Origin of the sequence: Anatilimnocola floriformis, from assembly GCF_024256385.1 — a bacterium.
In the GTDB taxonomy this organism is placed as follows: domain Bacteria; phylum Planctomycetota; class Planctomycetia; order Pirellulales; family Pirellulaceae; genus Anatilimnocola; species Anatilimnocola floriformis.
The window spans coordinates 2,130,876-2,150,889 of sequence record NZ_JAMLFW010000002.1 but is presented as its reverse complement, the minus strand read 5'-3'; the positions used below and the strand labels follow the sequence as shown (position 1 = coordinate 2,150,889).

General features: G+C 59.3%; 18 protein-coding genes. 6 read left to right on the top strand and 12 right to left on the bottom strand.

Features of this window, described 5'->3' with window-relative positions:
- Positions 1 to 61 precede the first annotated feature (61 nt).
- The 3 genes from recA to M9Q49_RS33100 all read right to left on the bottom strand — a co-directional run bounded on the left by recA (position 62) and on the right by M9Q49_RS33100 (position 2,208).
- A complete protein-coding gene (gene recA, locus M9Q49_RS33110; RefSeq protein WP_254513647.1) occupies positions 62 to 1,153 on the bottom strand; it encodes a recombinase RecA in 1,092 nt (363 codons plus the stop codon).
- A gap of 531 nt (positions 1,154 to 1,684) precedes the next feature.
- Positions 1,685 to 1,906: a hypothetical protein gene (locus tag M9Q49_RS33105; RefSeq protein WP_254513590.1), complete on the bottom strand. Its 222-nt coding sequence runs from the start codon at positions 1,904 to 1,906 to the stop codon at positions 1,685 to 1,687.
- Between the two features lie 41 nt (positions 1,907 to 1,947).
- The gene (locus M9Q49_RS33100; protein WP_254513589.1) at positions 1,948 to 2,208 is read right to left on the bottom strand and encodes a hypothetical protein; all 261 of its coding nucleotides are present in this window, start codon (positions 2,206 to 2,208) and stop codon (positions 1,948 to 1,950) included.
- A 153-nt stretch (positions 2,209 to 2,361) separates the two neighbouring features.
- Between M9Q49_RS33100 and M9Q49_RS33095 the strand changes: the two genes are divergently transcribed.
- Positions 2,362 to 3,057, top strand: a complete 696-nt coding sequence (locus M9Q49_RS33095; RefSeq protein ID WP_254513588.1) for a HEAT repeat domain-containing protein — start codon at positions 2,362 to 2,364, stop codon at positions 3,055 to 3,057.
- Between the two features lie 10 nt (positions 3,058 to 3,067).
- Positions 3,068 to 3,559, top strand: coding sequence for a hypothetical protein (locus tag M9Q49_RS33090; protein WP_254513587.1), 492 nt, complete (start codon positions 3,068 to 3,070; stop codon positions 3,557 to 3,559).
- 9 nt (positions 3,560 to 3,568) lie between these two features.
- Here M9Q49_RS33090 and M9Q49_RS33085 read toward each other — a convergent pair whose 3' ends face one another.
- From M9Q49_RS33085 to M9Q49_RS33075, 3 genes are all read right to left on the bottom strand, one after another.
- The gene (locus tag M9Q49_RS33085) at positions 3,569 to 5,863 is read right to left on the bottom strand and encodes a hypothetical protein (protein ID WP_254513586.1); all 2,295 of its coding nucleotides are present in this window, start codon (positions 5,861 to 5,863) and stop codon (positions 3,569 to 3,571) included.
- 212 nt (positions 5,864 to 6,075) lie between these two features.
- A complete protein-coding gene (locus M9Q49_RS33080; RefSeq protein WP_254513585.1) occupies positions 6,076 to 7,038 on the bottom strand; it encodes a C-terminal binding protein in 963 nt (320 codons plus the stop codon).
- A 179-nt stretch (positions 7,039 to 7,217) separates the two neighbouring features.
- Complete coding sequence (locus M9Q49_RS33075; RefSeq protein WP_254513584.1) at positions 7,218 to 8,069, bottom strand: sugar phosphate isomerase/epimerase family protein; 852 nt, start codon at positions 8,067 to 8,069, stop codon at positions 7,218 to 7,220.
- 182 nt (positions 8,070 to 8,251) lie between these two features.
- Here M9Q49_RS33075 and tyrS point away from each other — a divergent pair, with 182 nt between their 5' ends.
- Positions 8,252 to 9,532, top strand: coding sequence for a tyrosine--tRNA ligase (gene tyrS / locus M9Q49_RS33070; protein WP_254513583.1), 1,281 nt, complete (start codon positions 8,252 to 8,254; stop codon positions 9,530 to 9,532).
- Between the two features lie 207 nt (positions 9,533 to 9,739).
- Here tyrS and M9Q49_RS33065 read toward each other — a convergent pair whose 3' ends face one another.
- On the bottom strand, positions 9,740 to 10,537 hold the full coding sequence (locus M9Q49_RS33065) for a hypothetical protein (RefSeq protein WP_254513582.1): 798 nt from the start codon (positions 10,535 to 10,537) through the stop codon (positions 9,740 to 9,742).
- Between the two features lie 5 nt (positions 10,538 to 10,542).
- Positions 10,543 to 12,177, bottom strand: a complete 1,635-nt coding sequence (locus M9Q49_RS33060) for a ThuA domain-containing protein (protein WP_254513581.1) — start codon at positions 12,175 to 12,177, stop codon at positions 10,543 to 10,545.
- Between the two features lie 589 nt (positions 12,178 to 12,766).
- Here M9Q49_RS33060 and M9Q49_RS33055 point away from each other — a divergent pair.
- Complete coding sequence (locus M9Q49_RS33055) at positions 12,767 to 12,994, top strand: hypothetical protein (protein WP_254513580.1); 228 nt, start codon at positions 12,767 to 12,769, stop codon at positions 12,992 to 12,994.
- Positions 12,995 to 13,156: 162 nt separating this feature from the next.
- Entirely contained in the window at positions 13,157 to 14,449 is a 1,293-nt protein-coding gene (locus tag M9Q49_RS33050) for a glucose-1-phosphate adenylyltransferase (protein WP_254513579.1), read from the top strand.
- Between the two features lie 147 nt (positions 14,450 to 14,596).
- Here the strand turns inward: M9Q49_RS33050 and M9Q49_RS33045 are convergent, their stop codons facing one another.
- Positions 14,597 to 15,703, bottom strand: coding sequence for a hypothetical protein (locus M9Q49_RS33045; RefSeq protein ID WP_254513578.1), 1,107 nt, complete (start codon positions 15,701 to 15,703; stop codon positions 14,597 to 14,599).
- An 83-nt stretch (positions 15,704 to 15,786) separates the two neighbouring features.
- Between M9Q49_RS33045 and M9Q49_RS33040 the strand changes: the two genes are divergently transcribed.
- Positions 15,787 to 17,157, top strand: coding sequence for a neutral/alkaline non-lysosomal ceramidase N-terminal domain-containing protein (locus M9Q49_RS33040; RefSeq protein WP_254513577.1), 1,371 nt, complete (start codon positions 15,787 to 15,789; stop codon positions 17,155 to 17,157).
- A gap of 15 nt (positions 17,158 to 17,172) precedes the next feature.
- On the opposite strand, the gene M9Q49_RS33035 is transcribed toward M9Q49_RS33040, so the two are convergent.
- The 3 genes from M9Q49_RS33035 to M9Q49_RS33025 all read right to left on the bottom strand — a co-directional run bounded on the left by M9Q49_RS33035 (position 17,173) and on the right by M9Q49_RS33025 (position 19,748).
- Complete coding sequence (locus M9Q49_RS33035; RefSeq protein WP_254513576.1) at positions 17,173 to 17,517, bottom strand: heavy-metal-associated domain-containing protein; 345 nt, start codon at positions 17,515 to 17,517, stop codon at positions 17,173 to 17,175.
- Positions 17,518 to 17,623: 106 nt separating this feature from the next.
- Entirely contained in the window at positions 17,624 to 18,631 is a 1,008-nt protein-coding gene (locus M9Q49_RS33030; RefSeq protein ID WP_254513649.1) for a hypothetical protein, read from the bottom strand.
- Between the two features lie 511 nt (positions 18,632 to 19,142).
- On the bottom strand, positions 19,143 to 19,748 hold the full coding sequence (locus tag M9Q49_RS33025) for a hypothetical protein (RefSeq protein WP_254513575.1): 606 nt from the start codon (positions 19,746 to 19,748) through the stop codon (positions 19,143 to 19,145).
- Positions 19,749 to 20,014: the final 266 nt, after the last annotated feature.

The window sequence follows — 20,014 nt, the reverse complement described above, 5'->3', positions numbered from 1 at the left end:
TAGTGTACTCGCCACCGTGCGGCGAATCACCAACTCAGACGGACCAGTGGTCCGTCCTACATTACTCGTCGGCGCTGCCTTCGTCTTCTTCGCCGGCCTCCGGGGTGACTTCCTTACCACCGACGCCCGATGCCAGAATCTTATCACGAATCTCGTCACGAATCGCGGTGTTCTCGGCCAGGTAGGCGCGGGCTTTTTCCTTCCCTTGCCCGATATAGGCGTCGTTGTACTTAAACCACGAGCCGCTGCGGACCAGAATCTTCTGTTCCACACCCATGTCGAGAATATCACCTTCGAAGCTGATGCCGTTGGTGTGCATCATGTCGAACTCGGCCACGCGGAAGGGCGGCGCCACCTTGTTCTTCACGATCTTGGCCCGCACGCGCTGGCCGACCACGTCTTCACCTTCTTTGATCTGTGTGACGCGGCGAACATCGATGCGGCAGGAGCAGTAGAACTTGAGCGCCCGACCACCGGGAGTCGTTTCAGGACTGCCGTAGGTCACGCCGATCTTTTCGCGGATCTGATTGATGAAGATCACCGCCGTCTTGCTCTTGGCGATGACACCAGTCAACTTTCGCATCGATTGGCTCATCAAGCGAGCCTGCAAACCGACGTGCGAATCGCCGATGTCCCCTTCGAGTTCGGCGCGAGGCACGAGGGCCGCGACCGAGTCGATCACGATCACGTCGACCGCATTCGACTTCACCAGCATTTCGACGATTTGCATCGCTTCTTCGCCGCTGGTCGGCTGGCTGACGAGCAGCGTATCGAGCTGCACACCCAGCTTTTTGCCCCAGGTCGGGTCAAACGCATGTTCCGCATCGATCAGGGCGCACACGCCGTCTTTTTTCTGAGCTTCGGCAATGGTGTGCAGAGCCAGCGTCGTTTTACCACTCGATTCTGGGCCAAAGATCTCGATGATCCGGCCGCGCGGAATCCCTTGGCCGCCGAGGGCCACATCCAGAGCCAAGCTGCCCGTCGGCACACCCTGAATCTCCAGCGTCCGCTCGCCACCGAGCGGCATGATCGAGCCGTCGCCGAACTGCTTTTCGATTTGCTGAAGCGTCGTCTTGAGAACCTCATTCCCCTCGATCAGCGCGGCCAGCTTGGCCTTGCCGCTATCTTTCGAAGCCTTATCTTTTTTCGCCATGCGACCATTCACCTTTTCACCAGCAACCATCGGAATTCTCCTTTATGGGGAAGCGGCGGGCGACTTGCAACAGCCCGGCTTCCGTCGTGGAAGCGACTCGATAGTGGACATGCGGATACTGTACACAATTCCATATCGACGTCAACTGCTTGATACTCAAATAATCGCGAGGCGGTGGACAACTTAGGTCCGGGCCCTGCGATTTTTTTTGGGGGGCAAGTTCACAACACTTGTGCGCGAAAACTGAAATCGTCGCAACTCTTGGCCTGGAATAGCTTTGCGACGGAAAACGACCCCTGATTTGACGTATTCGTACAACACCGACTGTACGCGTGACTCGGCACTTGCGTAGCTTGGGTGTGATGCAAGTAATTTATGTGAAATGACTTGCTGCGGTTTTGCGATTCGCAAGTCCAGAAGCGTTGGCCATCCCCGCCTCAACAACTTTGCACGGCGGCCGCAACAATCCACAACTTTCGCGACCGGAGCATCTGCCTCGATCTTTTTCCACGTTTTCGCTTCTGGAGAATGTCAGCCGATTGGTGGCATCAGCTCGACGATTGTTGCTTTAGTTTGATCCCGCAGGGCAACTTTAACCTTCCAACCGACTTGATCCCCGAACAGGCAACCAAATCGACGGGTGCGCATGAGAACTGCCGTAACGAGTTGTCCATTGGCCAAACGAACTATCCGCCCACCATTGGGCGCTGCCCCGACAATCTCGCCATTAAAGATTTCCGGAGTTGTCTTCATGCGAGAAATTCTACCACGCGACAGTCGGCCGCAAATTCAGCTCAGCGATCGCCCTTTCGCCGCACCAAGTACTGCGCAAACGCCAGCAACCCCGCGAAGCGAAACTCCGGATCGACGTAGTGCTGGATGACATAGAAGGCGAAGTAATACGCTCGGCAGAACGACCAAATGGCGATCGCGAGCAGAGCGGCCAAGGTGAGGTCGGGATACTTCAGCAAGATGGCCGTCACCGCCACGAGGCCGAGCAACACGAACAGAGCTCCTTTGAAATAGAGGAGCGTGGGACTCTTGATGTCGCCCATGGCGGTTTTCCACTTTGCCGGTTGTGCTGATTGTGCGGATTGGCCAGCTGCAGGAAATCTTAGTCGGCTGCTAGCGGCATCCGAAATGCAGTGGACTTTGCCCGGGAGAGCGGCAATGCTGAAGGTTACGAAAAAACGTTGTGGAGAACGGATATGAATCGTCGCTGGAATTTAACTTTGCTGGTTGGCTCGGCGCTGGCGCTTGCCGGCTGCGGCTACGATCCTTACCCGACTCCCAAACCGGTTCGTTCACCGATTGGCGATTCGCCGTTTGTGGTGCAGCGGGCCAATTACGACGGGCTGAATAATGGCCAGGTGGCTCACGTCAGCGCGGTCGCTCCGGTGGTTCGCGTCGAGCGTCCCGCGGTGGCCATCATCAAGCCCTACGAAGAGTGGAGCGAAAAGGAAGCCGCCGCCGATGCTCTCGGCCGGATTGGTGCGCCGGCGATTCCTTATTTGCAGCAAGCGCTCCGCAGTCCTGATTCGGAAATGAAGAAGCAAGCCGCCGAAGTCCTCGCGCGGATGGGTTCCGATGCCAAGCCCGCCGTGAACGACTTGATCGTGCTCCTCAACGATGCCGATCCGGAAGTTCGCAAGGTCGCCGTTCGCACGCTGGGTCGCATCGGTCCCGATGCGGCCGCCGCGGTTCCCGCGCTCATGCAATCGCTGATCGAACAACAGCCGGCCCCGCCGTCGCTCGTACCGCCCGCGCTGAATCCTACTTTCCAGACGCCAACGCCGACGATCAACGTTCCCGAGCCGTTGCCGCCGGCGACGTTTCCCAATCCGGCGACGGATAGCCTAGCGCCGAACAGCCCAGCACCACTGCCGTTGCCGCCCAACAACTAGCGAGCCGTCCATGCTGGAAAAAAGCGTCAGCTTGCACATTCGCGTCGCGCCCGAGGAAGTACATCTCTGGCACTTTCCGCTGCGCGATCGCCGGCTCGGCGCGTGGGTCGCGATGGTCGTGCCGCTGCTCGCAGGCCTGCTGATCTCGTGGCGTTTCGAACAATGGTGGAGCGGCGTGATTGTCGCCATCATCGGCTACGCCGTGATCTGGCGCAACTGGCTCCCCGTACAAGTGACACTCAGCGCGACCGGCATCAAAGAGCGCTGCCTCGGCTTCGAGCGCCGCATCAACTGGACGGCGATCCGCTCTTATGAAATCCGCCGCCACGGCGTGCTTCTCTTCCCCGATGAAAAGCTGACCCGCGTCGCGCCACTCCGTGGCCTTTATCTGCACTGGGGCAAGCAAAAAGAAGAAGTGCTGGAAGTCGTCGACTACTACCTGCAAGCCTGGGCCGGCAGCGCGCCGCAAAGCACGCACGCAATGCAACGCTTAGTGATTTAACTCCGCCAGTTACGCATCACCATCGCGTAAGCCGAGGCGCGAGAGCCAGCGGCCGCCGCTGCTGGATTTCTTTTTGTCGGCAGGGCCGGCGTCTTTGGTGCTCGGCGGCAGCTTCGTTTTTTCTTGCTCGAGGTTGCGGAGTTTTTCGTCGAGCTCGGTTCGTTCGCGGCCGAGGCGGGCGCGCTCGAGGGAGTGCGAGATTTCGGCTTGCTTGAGTTGCTCTTGCAGTTGGGCTTGCAACTGCTTGAGATTCTCGCGCTCTTGCTTGATGAGTTCGTCGCCATCGAGCATGCTCGCGATGGCTGCGGCGCCAACGGCCAAGCCGCCGATGTTGCTCGATTGATCTTCGAGCAGTTTGCGGAGCTCGATCAGCTCGCGTTCCTTGTCGGCAACGATCTGATCCGTCATGCGGATCGTTCCCTCGATCGTCAGCCGATCGGCCTGCGCCTTTTCGTCGGCTTCGTCGTCCGACTCGGCTTGCAGCTTGGCGAGCATTTGCTGCTTGCGGGTTTCCCAGTCGGTCGCACCGCCAGCCGCGGGAGCAGCTCCCGGTTTGCCGCCGGCTGCCTTGGCTTTGGCGAGTTGCTCGTTGAGCGAAGCGTTCTTGGTTTTGAGCTCGCGAACGTCCTGCACGGCCATCTCGAAGCGGCGGCGAAGATCGTCGATCTCTTGCGGATTGCCAGCCGAATCGGCTTCGCGCTGGGCGATGGTCAGGGCATGCTCGAGCTGCCGCTTTTCCTTTTTCAGCAGCTCGATTTCTTCGTGGAGGGGTTCGACATCGACTTGCTCGCTCGGAGCCACGATCTGCTGGCTCGCTGAAGCGGCGCGTTCGCGGGCTTCGGCCAGCTCCTCTTCCAAACGATTGCGTTCCGCATCCCACTGGCTCTGTGCCGAGGATGAATCGCTGGAATGCTGATTCCGTTCGTCGCGCAGTTGAGTGAGTTCGGCTTCGAGGCCGGCGCGCTCTTGCATCTGTTCGTCGAGGCGAAGTTGCAAGCGCGAACGCTCGTCTTCCCATTGTTTGAATTGCCGCTGAGCATTTTCCGATTGACCGGCGCCAGACTGGGCGAGTTCCTGCCGCAAATCATCGAGCCGTTGTTCGGCGGCGACTTGCGCGCTCGACATCTCTTGCTCGAGCGTTGCCTGTCGGGCAGCAGCCTGGCTCAGTTGCGTGCGGAGTTGATCGAGTTCGGCTTGCGACTCGTTGCGCGACTTCTCGCTGGCGAGGGCAGCTTGCTGACGGAGCGACTCGCGCTGCCGATCGGCGGTCTCGCGCTCTTGCGCGAGCATGTCGCGATAACGCTGCGATTCGCCTTGCGCCACCTGCTGTTGCATCTCGGCCTGGCGGAGCGAATCGGCCAGACGGCGGGCTTCGGCCTGGGCTTGTTCGAGGGCTGGCTGTTGCTGACCGAGTTTTTGTTGCAACTCTTCTTGTTGCGTGTCGCGAACGACCAGGTCTTCCTGCAGTCGTTCGAAACGAGCCTGCAGTTCAGTGAGCCGGATCTGCAGTTGCAGTTCCTGGCCTTGAGCGCTGGAGAGGATCTCGCTGCGGTGCAGCTCGACTTCGGCAGACAGCTCTTTCTTTCGCGCTCGCAGTTGCTGGGCGATGTGTCGCCGTTGCTTTTGCGAGTCGCGCGATTTTTCGGCGAGGGCCTGCTGTTCGCGGGCGAGTTCTTCGCGCGAGCGCTGCAGCTCTAGCTGATCGCTCAACTGGCGAGACTGCTGTTCTTCGCAGGCCGCGACGCGCTGGGCGAGTTGCTGTTCGGATTGGGCGAGCGCGAGCCGTTGTTGTTCGAGTTGATCGAGCTGAAGTTCAAGCTCGGCCTGCTTGTGGCTGAGGGCCTGTTCGCGCTGAACCAGGGACTGCTGCTGGTCCGAAAGCTGCCGCGCTTGCTCGGCGAGCTTGGTTTGCCGATTGTGATGATCGAGCGTGCGGGTCTGCAGATCGGCGGTGAAGCGCTGCTGATCGGCGACGGCTTGGATCTGGACTTGTTCGAACTCTTGCCGCTGACGGCTGAGCTGTTGCTGATCGGCGTGCAGTTGCTGACGAGCGGCGGCGAGTTCGGCTTGGGCGGTGTCTTGCTGTTCTTGATCGCGAGTCAGTTGATCGTGCTGCTGCGAATGCTCGCGAAGTTGGCCGGCGAGGATCTCGAGGCTTTGATCGAGTTGCGATTCTAGTTGCTTGATGCGGCCGCGCTGCTCATCGAGAGCTTGCTGAGCCTGGGCGCGGCGCTCTTCCAATCGCAGCGCGATGCTCGCGTGCCATTGATCGGCGGCGGCGACTTCCAAAGCTTGGTCGTCCATGTGGTACTGCGCGCTCGTGGCTGACGTGTGGGGCTGCCTGGAGCGCCGCTACCCGCGTGCGGCGCAAAGATGGTGCGCAGACTAAGCCCCACTGCAACCGCGGAGTCGTGATCAAGGCGCAATCTTCTATTGAGTATCTACGTCGAAATGCCCCTGCCGTCAAAACTGCGGCAGCGAAGTGTTCCGACATCACGCCAGCGGGGGAGACTCAATCAACCGACCGTAACGCCGTTGACGATATTTTCGGGCACGCCGCCGGTGAGACGCGTGGCGACTTGCTTGGCCACGCGCGAGCGGAGGTTTTGTAACGATTCTTCCGAAACAAACGCCGCGTGCGGAGTGACAACCACGCGCGGATCGTTGTAAGGAGCCTGCGAGAGATCCGGCGGCTCGACTTCTTGCACATCGAGCGCCGCGCCGGCGAGTTGACCGGCATTGAGGGCATTTTGCAGGGCTTGGCCATCGATGAGCGCGCCACGAGCAGTGTTGATGAGATAAGCGCTCGGCTTAAATAGCTTGAACTTGTCGGCGTTGAGCCAGTACTTGTTGTCCTTGGTGAGCGGCGTATGAAGCGAAACGTAATCACTGCGCTGCAGCAGCTCGTCGATTTCGACGAACTCGACACCCGGCATTGGATCTTTGCGACTCCGGCTGTAGGCGATGATTTTCATCTTCAAGCCGAGCGCCTTTTCGGCCAATTTGCGGCCGATGTTGCCCAGGCCAACGATGCCCAACGTTTGCCCTTCGATGCGACGAAGCTTCGGGCCGGATTGCAAAACATACCGGCCGTTTTTGGTTTCGTGATGATAGAAGGCAACCTTGCGCGACAGCGACAACAGCTGCGCGAGCGCATGCTCGGCGACTTCGATCAGGCAGTAGTCAGGGACATTCGTCACCGGAATGTTCTGGCTCTTGCAGTAGGCGACGTCGATGTTGTCGAGGCCAATGCCGAGCCGGGAAACAATCTTGCAGTTCTTACAGGCCTCGATCACGGCCTGCGGCACCTTGGCCCAGTTCGTCATGATCGCATCGCAATCGGCGGCAAGTCCCGCGAGTGTTTCGGCGTCACCCTTGGGCGCGACCACGAGTTCGGCATCGATCTCGGCGAGGGTGTTCCGCTCGATAGTGACATCGGGCCAGGCGTAGTCGGTGATGAGAACTTTAAAGCGGGGCATGGTTTCGCTCTCGCGTTAGTGATTGGTGTGGCCGCAGGCCATGTGAGTCCCCTCTCCTCGGTACTCCGGGGAGAGGGATAGGGTGAGGGGGTGAAGCGGGAGCAATCTCTATTTGCAATTCCAGCCCCTCACCCCAGCCCTCTCCCCTGAGTACAGAGGAGAGGGAGTAAGAAAGAAGACTACGAGCACCAGCGCTTCGCTACTTGCGACTTCATAAACGCCAACGAGTCTCGCGCCAGTTGTTCTTCACTATCAAACATCCGCCGCCAGATCTTCGTCGCGGCGGCGATTTCGGGCAGGGCGAGGCCGAAGGCTTCGACGACCAGCCAGCCGTTGTAGTTGATCTCGCGGAGGGCGTCGAAGTTTTCGCACCAGCGGACGTTGCCGCGGCCGGGAGTGCTGCGGTCGTTTTCGCTGATGTGCACATGCGTGAGCATGTCGGCACAGCTGTGAATGGCTTCGGTGATCGACTTTTCTTCGATGTTCGAATGGAAGGTGTCGTACATCATGCGGCAGCGCGGATGGCCAACTTCGCGGCAGAACTTCGCCGCATCGGCATGCGTGTTGAGCAGATACGTTTCGAAACGATTGAGCGGTTCGACACCGAGAGTGACGTTCACTTTGCCAGCGTGTTCGGCCGTTTGTCGCATCGAGTCGACGCCCCACTTCCATTCGTCGGCAGTGCGGACGTTGCCGCTGAAGTGACCGAGGGCCGAGTGATAAGGACCGACGATGGTCGTGGCGCCGACGGCGGCACAGCAGTCGAGAGTCTTCTTATTCAGTTCGACGCCCTTGGCTCGCACGCTGGCGTCGCTGCTGATCGGGTTGTCGTCGGCGAGGCGAATGGTGACGGCAGTGCGCGCCAGGCCAAGTTCGTCGAGCTTTTTGCCCCACTTCGCGTAGTCGAGATCGAGGTTGAAGATCGGCAGTTCCACGCCGTCGTAACCCAGGTTCTTCAGCATGTGCAGAACCGGCAACATGCTGTCGTTGAGTTCGCCGGACCAGAGGAGCAGATTCATTCCGTAACGCATCGAGAGGTCTCCGCAATGTGCGCAATTCGCCTAAGCCGTTCAATTCGGGAAGAATGGTATGAAACAGCAAAAGCCCAGCCGATGCAATCCGTCGAGGGACCCTACTGCCGCAGAGCGAACCCTCGCGGCACAATGGTGTCTCCGAAGATATCCGCATTCCATCCTCTTTCCCGCGAAGCACTATGTCCCTGTTCGCCGACCTCACCTGGCGGGGCCTCGTCAATCAAACGACGGCGCCCGAGTTTCTTCCCGAATGGCTCGCCACGGGACAGCGGACGGTGTATTGCGGCTTCGATCCCACATCCGACAGCTTGCACGTCGGCAGCTTGCTCCCCGTGATGCTACTGCGGCGGTTTCAAAAGGCGGGACATCGGCCGATCGCTCTGGTCGGCGGCGCGACAGGCATGGTGGGCGATCCCACCGGTAAGACCGACGAACGGAAGTTGCTCGACGAAGAGTCGCTGCGTCACAACGTGGCCGGCATTCGTTCGCAGCTCGAACGCTTCATCGACTTCGGCGATGCGAAGTCGGGCGGCGCGACGCTCGTGAACAATTTTGATTGGATGGGGCCGATCACGTACCTGGAATTTCTCCGCGACGTGGGAAAGCATTTTCCCGTGAACGTGATGCTCAGTAAGGATTCGGTAAAGGGCCGCCTCGAACGCGACAGCGGCATTAGCTACACCGAATTCAGCTACATGCTGCTGCAAGCCTACGACTTTGTGCTGCTGAAGCGGAAGCTCGGTTGCGAACTGCAAATCGGCGGCAGCGACCAATGGGGCAACATCACGGCAGGCATCGACCTGGCCCGCCGCATGGACGGCACGCAACTTTACGGCATGACCTGCCCGCTGCTGCTGAAAAGCGACGGCACGAAGATGGGCAAAACCGAAAAGGGGGCCGTGTATCTCTCGGCGGCGAAGACGAGCCCGTACGCGTTCTACCAATACTGGATCAACACGGCTGATGCCGATGCGGGGATGGCGCTGCGGTTTCTCACCGAGCTATCGCATGAAGAAATCGCCGCGCTCGACACGCAGCGGACTGCCGAGCCGCAGAAACGTGAAAGCCAAAAGCGATTGGCCGAAGAACTGACGAAGCTCGTCCACGGCGAGGCTGGTCTCGATGCAGCTCGCCGCGCGACGGCGATTTTCTTCGGCGCGGAAATCGAAAACCTTTCCGACGCCGAACTGGGCGAGATCTTTGCCGATGTGCAAAGCAAACAGCTAACGCGCGACTCGCTCGCGACGGCAGGTTTGCCGCTCGTCGATGCTCTCGTTGAATCGGGACTCTGCAAATCGAAGGGAGACGCCCGCCGCGTGATCGATCAAGGTGGTGCCTACGTCAACAACCGCCGGCAAAGCGGCGTCGATACAAAGCTCTCGCTCACCGATCTCGCCAGCGAAACGGTGATGGTGCTGCGGAGTGGGAAGAAGACGTACGCGCTGCTGCGGTTTGCTTAGTTTGCTTTGCAGACACACACGAATCTGGTTAGCCACCGCCTTTAGGCGGTGGTGTCGCGCAATGAAGGCTCTGGCTTTAGCCATTCAAAGAAGATGGCTGAAGCCGGGAGTTCTGAGCCGGCACGTTACCACCGACTGAAGCCGGTGGCTAAGAAGGCTACCAACTCTTCGGCTACATGCCGCCTTCCGGGGGTTAGGCGTCACCTGTCATTTTATCGCTTCGAAAAGTTCGGTAAACATCGCTTCGATGCGGTCAAATTCGGCAGGCGTCAAACAGTAGCCGGACTCTGCGGGGTTGCGGAGAGAGTGCTGGCAGTTATGGACCCAATGCGAACCGTTATGCGACCACGAAAACTGGCTTGGCCTGTTGTATTGGGAGTGGACAACGGCCGCGATGCGATCGGCAGGAAGGTCACTAATGTGCCCAACTGCTTCGATTAGCGCAGCCGGCAATTCGGGACGGAGAGCACCGGGAAGGAACAGCAAATAGATTTGCCACGGCGGCAGCGACGTATCGAAGGCAGATCGCGATAGTAGTTCCAATTCTTCATCGCGCAGCGCGGGCAATTGGCAGTTTCCGCCGCAGCGGCCAAGGCAGATCGGCTCCGGCCAGGTTGGATGGTCGAAGTAAATCGGCCCGTCCGCATCCTCCGGGTAATCGAAATAAACAAAGGCAACCGAATAACCGCCGCGCAGTGGGATCTCCGCCGTCGGCCAGATGCGCTCCTGCCACAGCTCAGCAAACATTTCGTACACGCTCGCCAGCGGCACGCTCAGGTCGTCAAGGAATCGCTCGAAATCCAGCCAAGAGAATTGCAGGTGCGCGAACCAGAATTCACGCCGGTCAAACCAAGCGGTCAAGTCGACGATCGTGGGCGACCAATAATCCTGCGGGCTCGTCACTGGCGTTCCACAACCACGACATTGCTGCGTCTGCGGAATTATCTCCCAGCCGCAGTCTTCACAAAAACGAAACGACGTCATTAGCGAACGGATTCGCGACATGCTCGTTACTTCGCCACGAGCGGCGCACCGCCAGTTCTTGGTTCGAGCACACCCAGTGACCAGAGCACGCCGTTTTGCAGCAGTTTGCGGAAGGCGCGATTCTCGAAATCTTCGGCATGGCCCAGCGAGGAGTAGAAGACGCGGGCCTTCTTGTCGCCGCTGAGATTCGTCCAAGCGATGGGTTCGCTCTCTTGATTCGGAATCGTGCCGATCAAGAGCGGAGTTGCCGAAGTTGCAATCGGCGAGACTTTGTAGAGCGAACCGTTGCCTTGGAACTTGTCGAGCGAGACTCCGCGGAGGATCGGATGCTTCTCAACTCCGTCGGCGAGTTTCAAGGCTGTCTTTGCGCCAGCGCCGTGATGGCCCGTGTAGTGACCGCCGAGGACATCGGCATCGAATTGATCCCAGGTCGAGAGACCGAGCTTTTCGATCGCGGCGACGTCAGAATCTTTACGCAGCGACCAGGCATGACTGGCCGTACGAATGCCGACGATTGGTTTGCCGGCCGCGACGTGAGCCTTCAGCACATCAAGCTGATCCTTCGGCGGAGTGCGGCGGCGGGCACTCACCAGCACGAGATCGGCGTTCTTCACGGCTTCGGCCATGCCGGGGAACTGGTTCTTGTCTTTCGCATCGGCGTGAACGATCTGCACACTGATGCCGAGCGGCTTGAGTTCGGTCTCGGCAAAGGCAGGCAGGGTGACTTCGGTTTTGTATTCATCATCGCCAATCAGCATGACGACGGATTTCGGTTGATCGGAATATTGAAACGGTTTGCCGCCGACAAAATCGACACTGGTGATCGTCGGGCAGACGAACTTCTCGATGTGTTCGATGATCAACTGCGTGCCGCCGTGGTGATGCACGAAGGGCGAGCGCTCGGGGTTGTACATGGTGTCGGTCATGTCGCGCATCAGCACGACGTTCTTGCCATTCTTGGCCATCTGCCGCAAACCGAACGGCCTGCCGAGGACGCACATATTCGTATGCACGCCCATCAGGATGACGTTCTTCACACTGCGGGCTTCGAGCAGATTCCAGATCTCCACGCCGCTGTCGCTGATCACGTCTTTGTCGGCGTCGATCGAAAGGACATCGATCTGCCGCTTCCACGGCGATTTCGGATTCACGCCCTTGCCGGCCAGGATCTCGTGCCACTGTTTGTGCTCGGCCAGATCGTCGTCCTCACCGCCGTCGGTTTGATCGATGGGATACGTCTTCTCGGCGGGAATGTTGCGGCACCAATCCTTGATGTCAGGCGGCAGGTTCACCGCCGTCGGCAAACCTTGGGCACGCTTGCGAGCAGGATGATCCTTGTACGCATCCATGCAACTGCTAGGAGCGTGCACGATGAGCACGCCGCGACTGCGGGCGTCTTGCAGCACTTTTTCCATCCGCGGCGCGAGCTCAGTTTCGCGACGAACTGCATTCAGGCAGTGATGAGCGTCCCACATATCGCAAACAATGATCGCCGTCTCGGCGGGTTTCCAATTCTCGTCGGCTTGCTGCAGCGACCATGGGCCCTCGCCGGTTTGCTTGCGTGATTGCTTGTGGATGGCAATGTCTGCCGCGGCAGCCAGACCGAATCCGCTGAACATGAAAAGCAGGCCGAGAACGGAACGGCGAATGATGGTCGACATCAGCAAACCCTCGCGCGCAAGAAACAGCGAACAGAACTGCCGCCGATGATAAACCATGGGCGGACGAGTTGCACGCAAGGGCGCGAGCGATGGGAGTGACGACAAGTAGCTGAATTCGCCAGAATTCAGACCTGCTCGTTGGACGCAACCAACTGAATTCTGGCGAATTCAGCTACATGCGTTAATAAAGGAGTCCGCGGCAGGACGTTGATTCTCAGACGGCCGGGAGCGCTCAAACTTTGGCCGGCGGAATACAAAACCGCGCAGCCGTCGGCTTAATCGTCGCGTCACCATCCTGCCACGGACAGTCAACACCAACACGCGCGCCGCGGCTGCCGAGGCTGGTTCAGCGTCGGGCCTGGCAGTCGCCAGCGCGCCAAGCAACGAAAACAACTCCCCAGCGTTTTCGCTACCAGAAGACTCTTCGTAATCGTTGCCCCCTCGCGCACGGGAAAAGTGTGTGCGACTCCGTCTTTCTCTCAGCACTCTCGCAACGGTAACGACCGTACCGATCATGCAGCCGATTGGCGTGGGTAGCTGGGCAGGCGTAAAATGCCGAGAGGGCCGGTTCATTACCGAGGAGCAAATCATGACGTGCGTTCATCTCCAGCAACTCGTGCAGCTCTGTCACGATTCCGAGCTCAGGCTATCGAGCTCCGATCTGATTCACATCGTGTGCAAGCAGTGCGGCAAGCAAGACGTCTGTCCGTCCAACCTGGTCGAGCAGTTCGACGCCGAAGATTCGAATCAGGCTGCGGCGGAGGTAGGCAAGACAGGCAAAATAGCTGTCGAAGCTGAAAGCATTGGCAACCCTTGATCCACAGATGGCAAACTGCGGCACTTCTTGCTCCATTGCGCCGCGGCCGCTATGTTAAGGCCGAGCCCGTTTGATTAAACGCGCGGGCCTGCCAGTTGCACACCATCTGCACCTCGTTCTGCCTCTTTGTATTTCGCTCTCTATTCCTCTCCCTCCCCAATCATGCGCAACGTCATATCGCTCGTCCTCGGCGGCGGCCGGGGCACTCGTCTTTATCCGCTCACCAAGTTCCGCTCGAAGCCAGCCGTGCCGCTCGCGGGCAAATATCGGCTCATCGATATTCCGCTGTCGAACTGCATCAACAGCGGCTTGAACCGGATGTACGTTCTCACGCAGTTCATGTCGGTGAGCTTGCACCGCCACATTCGGCAGACGTACCGCTTCGACCATTTCAGCGGCGGGTTTGTCGAGCTCCTGGCTGCTCAACAAACGACCAATGACGAAAATAAAGACTGGTACCAAGGAACGGCTGACGCGGTGCGCAAAAATCTGCGCTACCTGCAACAGCCGGGCATCGACTACGTGCTGATTCTCTCTGGCGATCAGCTCTACCGGATGGATTATCGCGAGATGATCAAGACGCATCAGGAAAGCCGAGCCGATGTGACTATCGCGGGCATCCCGGTCGATCGCGAAGCCGCCAAGGGCTTTGGTGTGATGCGGATCAACGACGAAGGTCGCGTGCAGGGCTTTTTGGAAAAGCCGCAAACGCATCAGGAAATGGACATCGTGAAAATGTCGCCATCGTGGATCGATGGCCGCGGCATTCCTAGCAAGGGGCGCGACCTGATCGCGAGCATGGGCATCTATCTCTTCAATCGCGACATGCTCGTCGATGCGCTCGAGAAGACCGACTATCGCGACTTCGGCAAGGAAATCTTCCCTGCCGTCGTTCGCTCGAAGCGCTGCATGCTGCACCTCTTCGATGGCTACTGGGAAGACATCGGCACGATCAAGGCGTTCTACGAAGCCAACCTCAGCCTGGCCGGCACGCATCCTCCCTTTGATCTATCGGCTGCCGTCGCCCCGATTTATTCGCGGCCGCGCTTCCTGCCGCCGACGCTCTTTGATGGTGCGACGATCAAACGAAGCTTGATTGCCGACGGCTGCCAGATTGGTCAAGGCGCGGTGATTGAAAACAGCGTGATCGGGCTGCGGACGATCATCGGCGAGGGAGTGACGATTCGGAACAGCGTGATCATGGGCGCCGATATGTTCGACACCGACGATCAAAAGAAACGGCACGCTGCCGCCGGCCGACCGCAACTCGGCATCGGCGATCGCTCGTACATCGAAGGAGCGATCATCGATAAGAACGTCCAGATCGGCCGTGGCGTGCGAATCGTCAACGAACAAGGCGTCGAAGACCGCGGCGAACACGAACCCTGCATCATCCGCGACGGCATCCCCTGCGTCGTGAAAGATGGCGTGATTCCGGATAACTATCGACTGTAAGCGTTTAAGCTGAGTCTGCAAAGCTGTAGCGTCTGAAAGCTCCGGCGCCGGAAGCTGTCGTTTCAAAAGTGTACGCGCAGCGTACGTAAGCTCCCTCGCCCCGCTTCGGGGAGAGGGCTGGGGTGAGGGGTCGATGCGGGTATTAGCTTAGGCACTACGAGAGATGTTCTCCGCGGCGATCTCGCAGACATTCTCCGGATCTGAAATATCGTGCACATCAAGGCACAGATCGCCTTGGTGCATGCTGACCATACTGCGGCTGGTGAACAAACCGCCGCCGTCGATTTGCTTCGGCCCGGTGCTGTAAAGTTCGAACGTCTCACCATGCGGACGATAGATGAGCGGCGTATTGGTGAAAGGATCGAGGGGCAACGCCGGTAAAAACTCCGGCACGAGCAACTGCAATCGCTCTGGCAATAAGCCCTGTGCTGTTTGAAATCGCCGCAGCGCCAGATCGGTGATGAGCATTCGCAACAAGGCTTGCCCGGTATATTCGATTCCCCGTTCCTTCTGTCGCTGCTGGTCGGGTGGCAAACGAGCTTCGTGCTCAACCGAAGCTCGAATCAGATCGTGAAACTCCTGCTGGTCGGCGATCGAGATGCCAATCTCCTCCGGATCCATCGGTATGAAATCATGGTTTTCCGTGGCCGCATGGTTGGTCACATTTTCCCATTCGCGGTCACGGGTGATGATCGCCTCGATCGATTCGGCAGCTGGTTCGATTCGCAGTAACGCCTCGATCAATGTTTGGCGTTGTTCATCGTTGAAATTGGCCCGTTGTCGCCTCAGCAAATCGATTCCCATTCCTGACGCGCTCTGGGCAACCAAGGCATCCAGGATCATTCCGCCATTTCGCGTCGCATTTCCCAGTCGCAGCAAGTCGATGCCGGCGCGGATCAAGCGTGGCAGATCTTGTTGCGTGTTCGCCAGCCGCGCCTCCGTGCAAAACAGGGTGGCCAACTGCCGCAGCGATTGCGTCTCCGGCCAATGCTCTTCATAAAACTCCTTCACCATCCGCATTTCAATTCGGCAAGGTCGCTGCAGTGCAGCACGAGCCGCGGCGAGTTGCTCGGCATGCTCGGCGACGTACTTCTCAGCCAACTCTTTGTCGAAGTCGTGCCACGGCGCGATCTCCGGGCAGCGACGAACTTGCTTTGCCACCGCCACCAGGTCCGCGTAGCCATTGTCACGGCTCGGTAGCACGCTGCGTGCGAGTGAAGTGATGTTGTTGAGTAGACGCTGTGCGATTTTCATTGACGACCGTTCGTTAAGAGGTTCAGCTAGGTCTGAATTCTGGCGAATTCAGCTACCTTTTTCCACTTTCCTTCGGCGCAGCCATGCTCAAATCGTATTTCGCCGCAGCTCTGTTGATCTTGGTTTTGTTGCCCATATCCCGCGCGGCGGATTCCTGGCAGGTCGGTCTCGCCAAGCAAATCATCACGCCGGAAAAGCCGATGTGGATGGCGGGTTACGGCGCACGGAACAAGCCCGCCGAAGGGAAGCTCACCGAGCTGTGGGCCAAAGCCGTCGTGCTGGAGGATGCGAAGGGAGTTCGCGCGCTGGCGATCACGCTCGACCTGGTCGGCATCGATCGCGACTTGTCACAGGCCATCTGCGAGAAGATCGAAAAGCAACATGGCCTGAAGCGGGAGCAGATCGCCCTGTTTTGCTCGCACACGCACAGCGGACCGGTCGTCGGCAAGAATCTGCGGGCTATGCATGAGTTTCTGTTGCCAGCCGAGCAAAGAGAGTTGATCGCCGCTTACTCGCGCACGCTGGAAGGGCAAATCGTTGATCTGGCCGGTGCGGCGCTCAAAGATCTGCAGCCTACGAAGTTGACCTGGCAGCACACCAAATGCACCTTTGCCGTGAATCGCCGCGCGAACAAAGAAGCCGACGTGCCGCAGCTGCAAGCCGAGGGAAAAATCCAGGGCCCGCACGATCACGACTTTCCAGTGCTGATGATTCGTTCGACGAACGATGAGCTGCGGGGCGTGCTCTTTGGTTATGCCTGTCATGCGACCGTGTTGTCAGGTTACGAATGGTGCGGCGATTGGCCCGGCTATGCGCAGCTGGAAATCGAAAAGCGGCATCCAGGTTGTCTCGCCCTCTTTTGGGCTGGCTGCGGCGCCGATCAGAATCCGTTGCCGCGGCGAAAGGTGGAACTCGCGGAAAAATACGGCGCTCAGGCTGCCGACGCCGTCGATGCCGCGCTCACTCGCGTGCCGGAAGTGATCGCGCCGGAACTAAAGCTCACCTATCGCGAAATTAATGTGCCGCTCGGCGCATTGCCGAGCAAAGAAGAGCTCGAGGAAGCCGCGAAAGGGAAAGACAAGTTTGTCGCCGCTCGCGCTCAGATGTTGCTCGCCGATCTCGCGGCCGGCAAACCGCTGGCGAAAGACTATCCGTATCCGGTTGCTGTGTGGAAACTTGGCCGCGAAGTGACGTGGGTCATGCTCGGCGGTGAAGTCGTCGTCGATTACGCGCTGCGACTCAAGAGCGATCTCGCCAAGCCGATGACCGGCGGTCAGCACGTTTGGGTCGCTGGGTACGCGAACGATGTGATGGCGTATATCCCGAGCCGCCGGGTTCTGATCGAAGGCGGCTACGAGGGAGGCGGCGCGATGGTTTACTACGGCTTGCCCGCGAGCTGGGCGCCGGAGGTCGAAGAGGTGATCGTCGCCGAAGTGAAGAAACAGGCCAAATAGCGGCCTGTTTTGCGATTAATTCTCGCGTTCCCAGCCCGCGATCTTGTCGTTCGTCTTGGCGAGATCGTCGAGCTTCGTCTTGATCTCGTCGTTCCCCTTGGCAAACCAAAAGGTGCACTCGTGCTTGTCGGGGTTGGTCGCGACATGCGAAATGCCGTCGACCTTGACCAGCGTGTCTTTCACTTCCATCGCGCAGCCGCCGCAAACCATGCCCGGCAACTTCAGCTTTACGAGTTGCACGCCCGCTGGTGGTGGCGGCGTGACTTCGGCAGCGGCTTCACCCATGGGGGCGGCAACGCGGTTGCAGCCGACGGCAAACATCAGCGACAAGGCACAGGCGAGGGCAGCGACAAACTTCATGGGAATAAACTCCCGGAGACGGAGGCTGGAATCTCTGCAGTTTACTCAAAATCCGCCGTGATTGCACGAGCATTGACAGCAGGGTAATGCCACCAGGCTCGAATCCTTAACGAGTTCGCAAGCCAACGATCGTAGCCGTTGGCGCTTGCGGCTCACGAATCACTTGCGATTGCTGCGGCTGCTGATATTGCGGCAGGTACTGCGGTTCGCTGATGTACGTCGCGGGCCGCGCTTCATACACTCGCTGGCCAGCGGGCGCAGGCTGCGCGGCAGTTGGCTGCTTGACCGGCGGGGCGATTGGTTGGCTGACCGGCTGCACACCAGTCGGGCGCAGTTGCTGCGTGGGAGTGAGTTGAATCGAGCGTGCGCCCAAGTCGGGCGTCGGTGTCGGCGGCCGCTTGGTTAGTTCGATTTGCTCGAGTTGACGACGGAGCGATTCCATTCGCTGCTTGAGCTGTTGTTCGGCGACTTCGAGCTGCCGGATCTTTTCCTCGGCAGCGTTGTAGGCGATCGGATTGCCGCGAGCATCGCAGGTCGGCTGCGGCGGGCAAGGCTGCGGAGAGTATTGCCGCGGCGAGTAATCGGGCTCGGGCTGCGGCGCTTGCATCGGCTGCACGGGATTTTGCTGCGGCTGAGCCTGAGGCGTCGGAGCCTGCTGCGGAATGTAGTATTGCTGCGGCGCCATTTGCACGGGGGCCATCATCATCATTTGCGGCGCTGCGGCTGGAGCCATCATGACTTGGGGTGCGGCCGCTGGCGCCATCATCATTTGCATCTGAGGCGCGGCGGCGGGGGCCATCATCATTTGCGGCGCTGCCATGGGAGCGGCAGCCATCATGGGCGCAGCAGCAGGAGCCGCCATCGGCGCGGCTGCGGGAGCTGCGGGCATGGCCGCGACTGGGGGCGATTCGACAAAGGGAGCATGGGCCTGATCGAGCACCATCCGCGCGTTCTGCCGCGAGCGCGAAACTGTCGGCATGCGAAGCGAAGGCATGCGCAGCCGCAATTCGGGAAAGCTGAGTTCGGCCCCTTCCACGGTGGTTTGTTCGATCGGTCCTTGCACGGTGCCGGTGGCGGGGGGCTGCACAAAGACGCCCGGCTGTTGGTAATACATGGGCATCTGCGGCGGCGGTGGTGGATTGCAGGGCGGTTTGCAGGGTGGCTTACACTCGCAGTTGGGTTCTGGCGCCTCGCACGTGGGGCGAGCTTCGCATGACGGCTGGGCCGCGGAGTTGGTGAAGCAGCGCGGTGGGAAACGCGATTGAGCGGCTGCCACGAGGGGCGCGGCAAACAGGCAAACAACTGCGAGAGTAAAGTGCCGGGTCATCGGATGTTCCGGTGGAAGGCCTGCAAACCCGCAGCGGTAAACTGCTACTACCCCTACATGTCAGGGGCCTGGGTGTTCCATAGAGCATCGGCGGTGCGAAACGCACATCTAAAAGATTTGCTACAGCCAGCAGAAGAGTATTAAAGATACCCTGCGGCACGACAGGCATATTCCGCAAAGTTTGCCAGTAGCAACAACGCCTCAATCTGCAGCGATTTCGGCCAAGAAACAAAAAATCGCGGCCTGCAAACCAGGACGCGACAGCTTTTGTCATCGCGCTCTTCCAACAACGCGTCTACTATTTATTCTTCATCTCGCGCAACAGCTCCAAGATGTCCCGAGCTTTGGATTGGATGTCCTTGGTGTCATCCTCAAGCTTTGCTACTCGTTTTTCAAGCTGCGACAACTGGTCTTCCGTGTTGCTGCTGGGAGCAGACAGCGCCGACGATCCGGAGCTGGAACTGCTGTTTTGCACGGCTTGCAGCACGGCAGCACGCAACCGATCACCGCCGCAGTTGGAAGTGGGGGCGCTCGCGGGCTGCGGAGCCAGGCTCAGTTGAAACTGCGGCGCCGCAACTGGCGCTTGTGCCACAGTGACCGTTTGCACGGGAGCCATCGCAAAGGTCGGCGCGGCCGAAACCATTTGCACGGGCATGGCAGGGGCCATCATCGGCGCTGCCATCATGGGAGCGGCCGCCATCATCGGAGCCGATGGGACGATCATGCCTACCGGCGGGGCGCTGCGGCAGCAATGGCCACAGCGCTGATGGACGTGATACACCGTCTGGGCCGGAGCTTCGCAGCCGCAGCCGCCGCCGCCGGCTTGGGCCGGAGCGATGTTGAAGGAGAGCGACGCCACGGCAGCCAGGCCTGCGGCCAGGCGAACGAACGGACGGCGGGACATGGCGGGAACTCCTGGAAGAAATTTGGGGGAATCGCGCGAGATATCGCAGTGAGAGCTGCTAAAGCCCGTTCGATTAAACTCCTCATCGGCAGCGGAAGAAACCAGAATTTCCCCCACTTCCCCATGCCGGGTGGAAGCAACGCGATCGGCAAGCCTTACCAGTGGGAGTGACGGGGTTTGGCAGTGCCGGTGCTAGCAGAAAAGTTTTGAGTTCTGATTTTTGAGTTCTGAGACAGGAATAGGTGATATTCTTCTCCTGTCTCAAA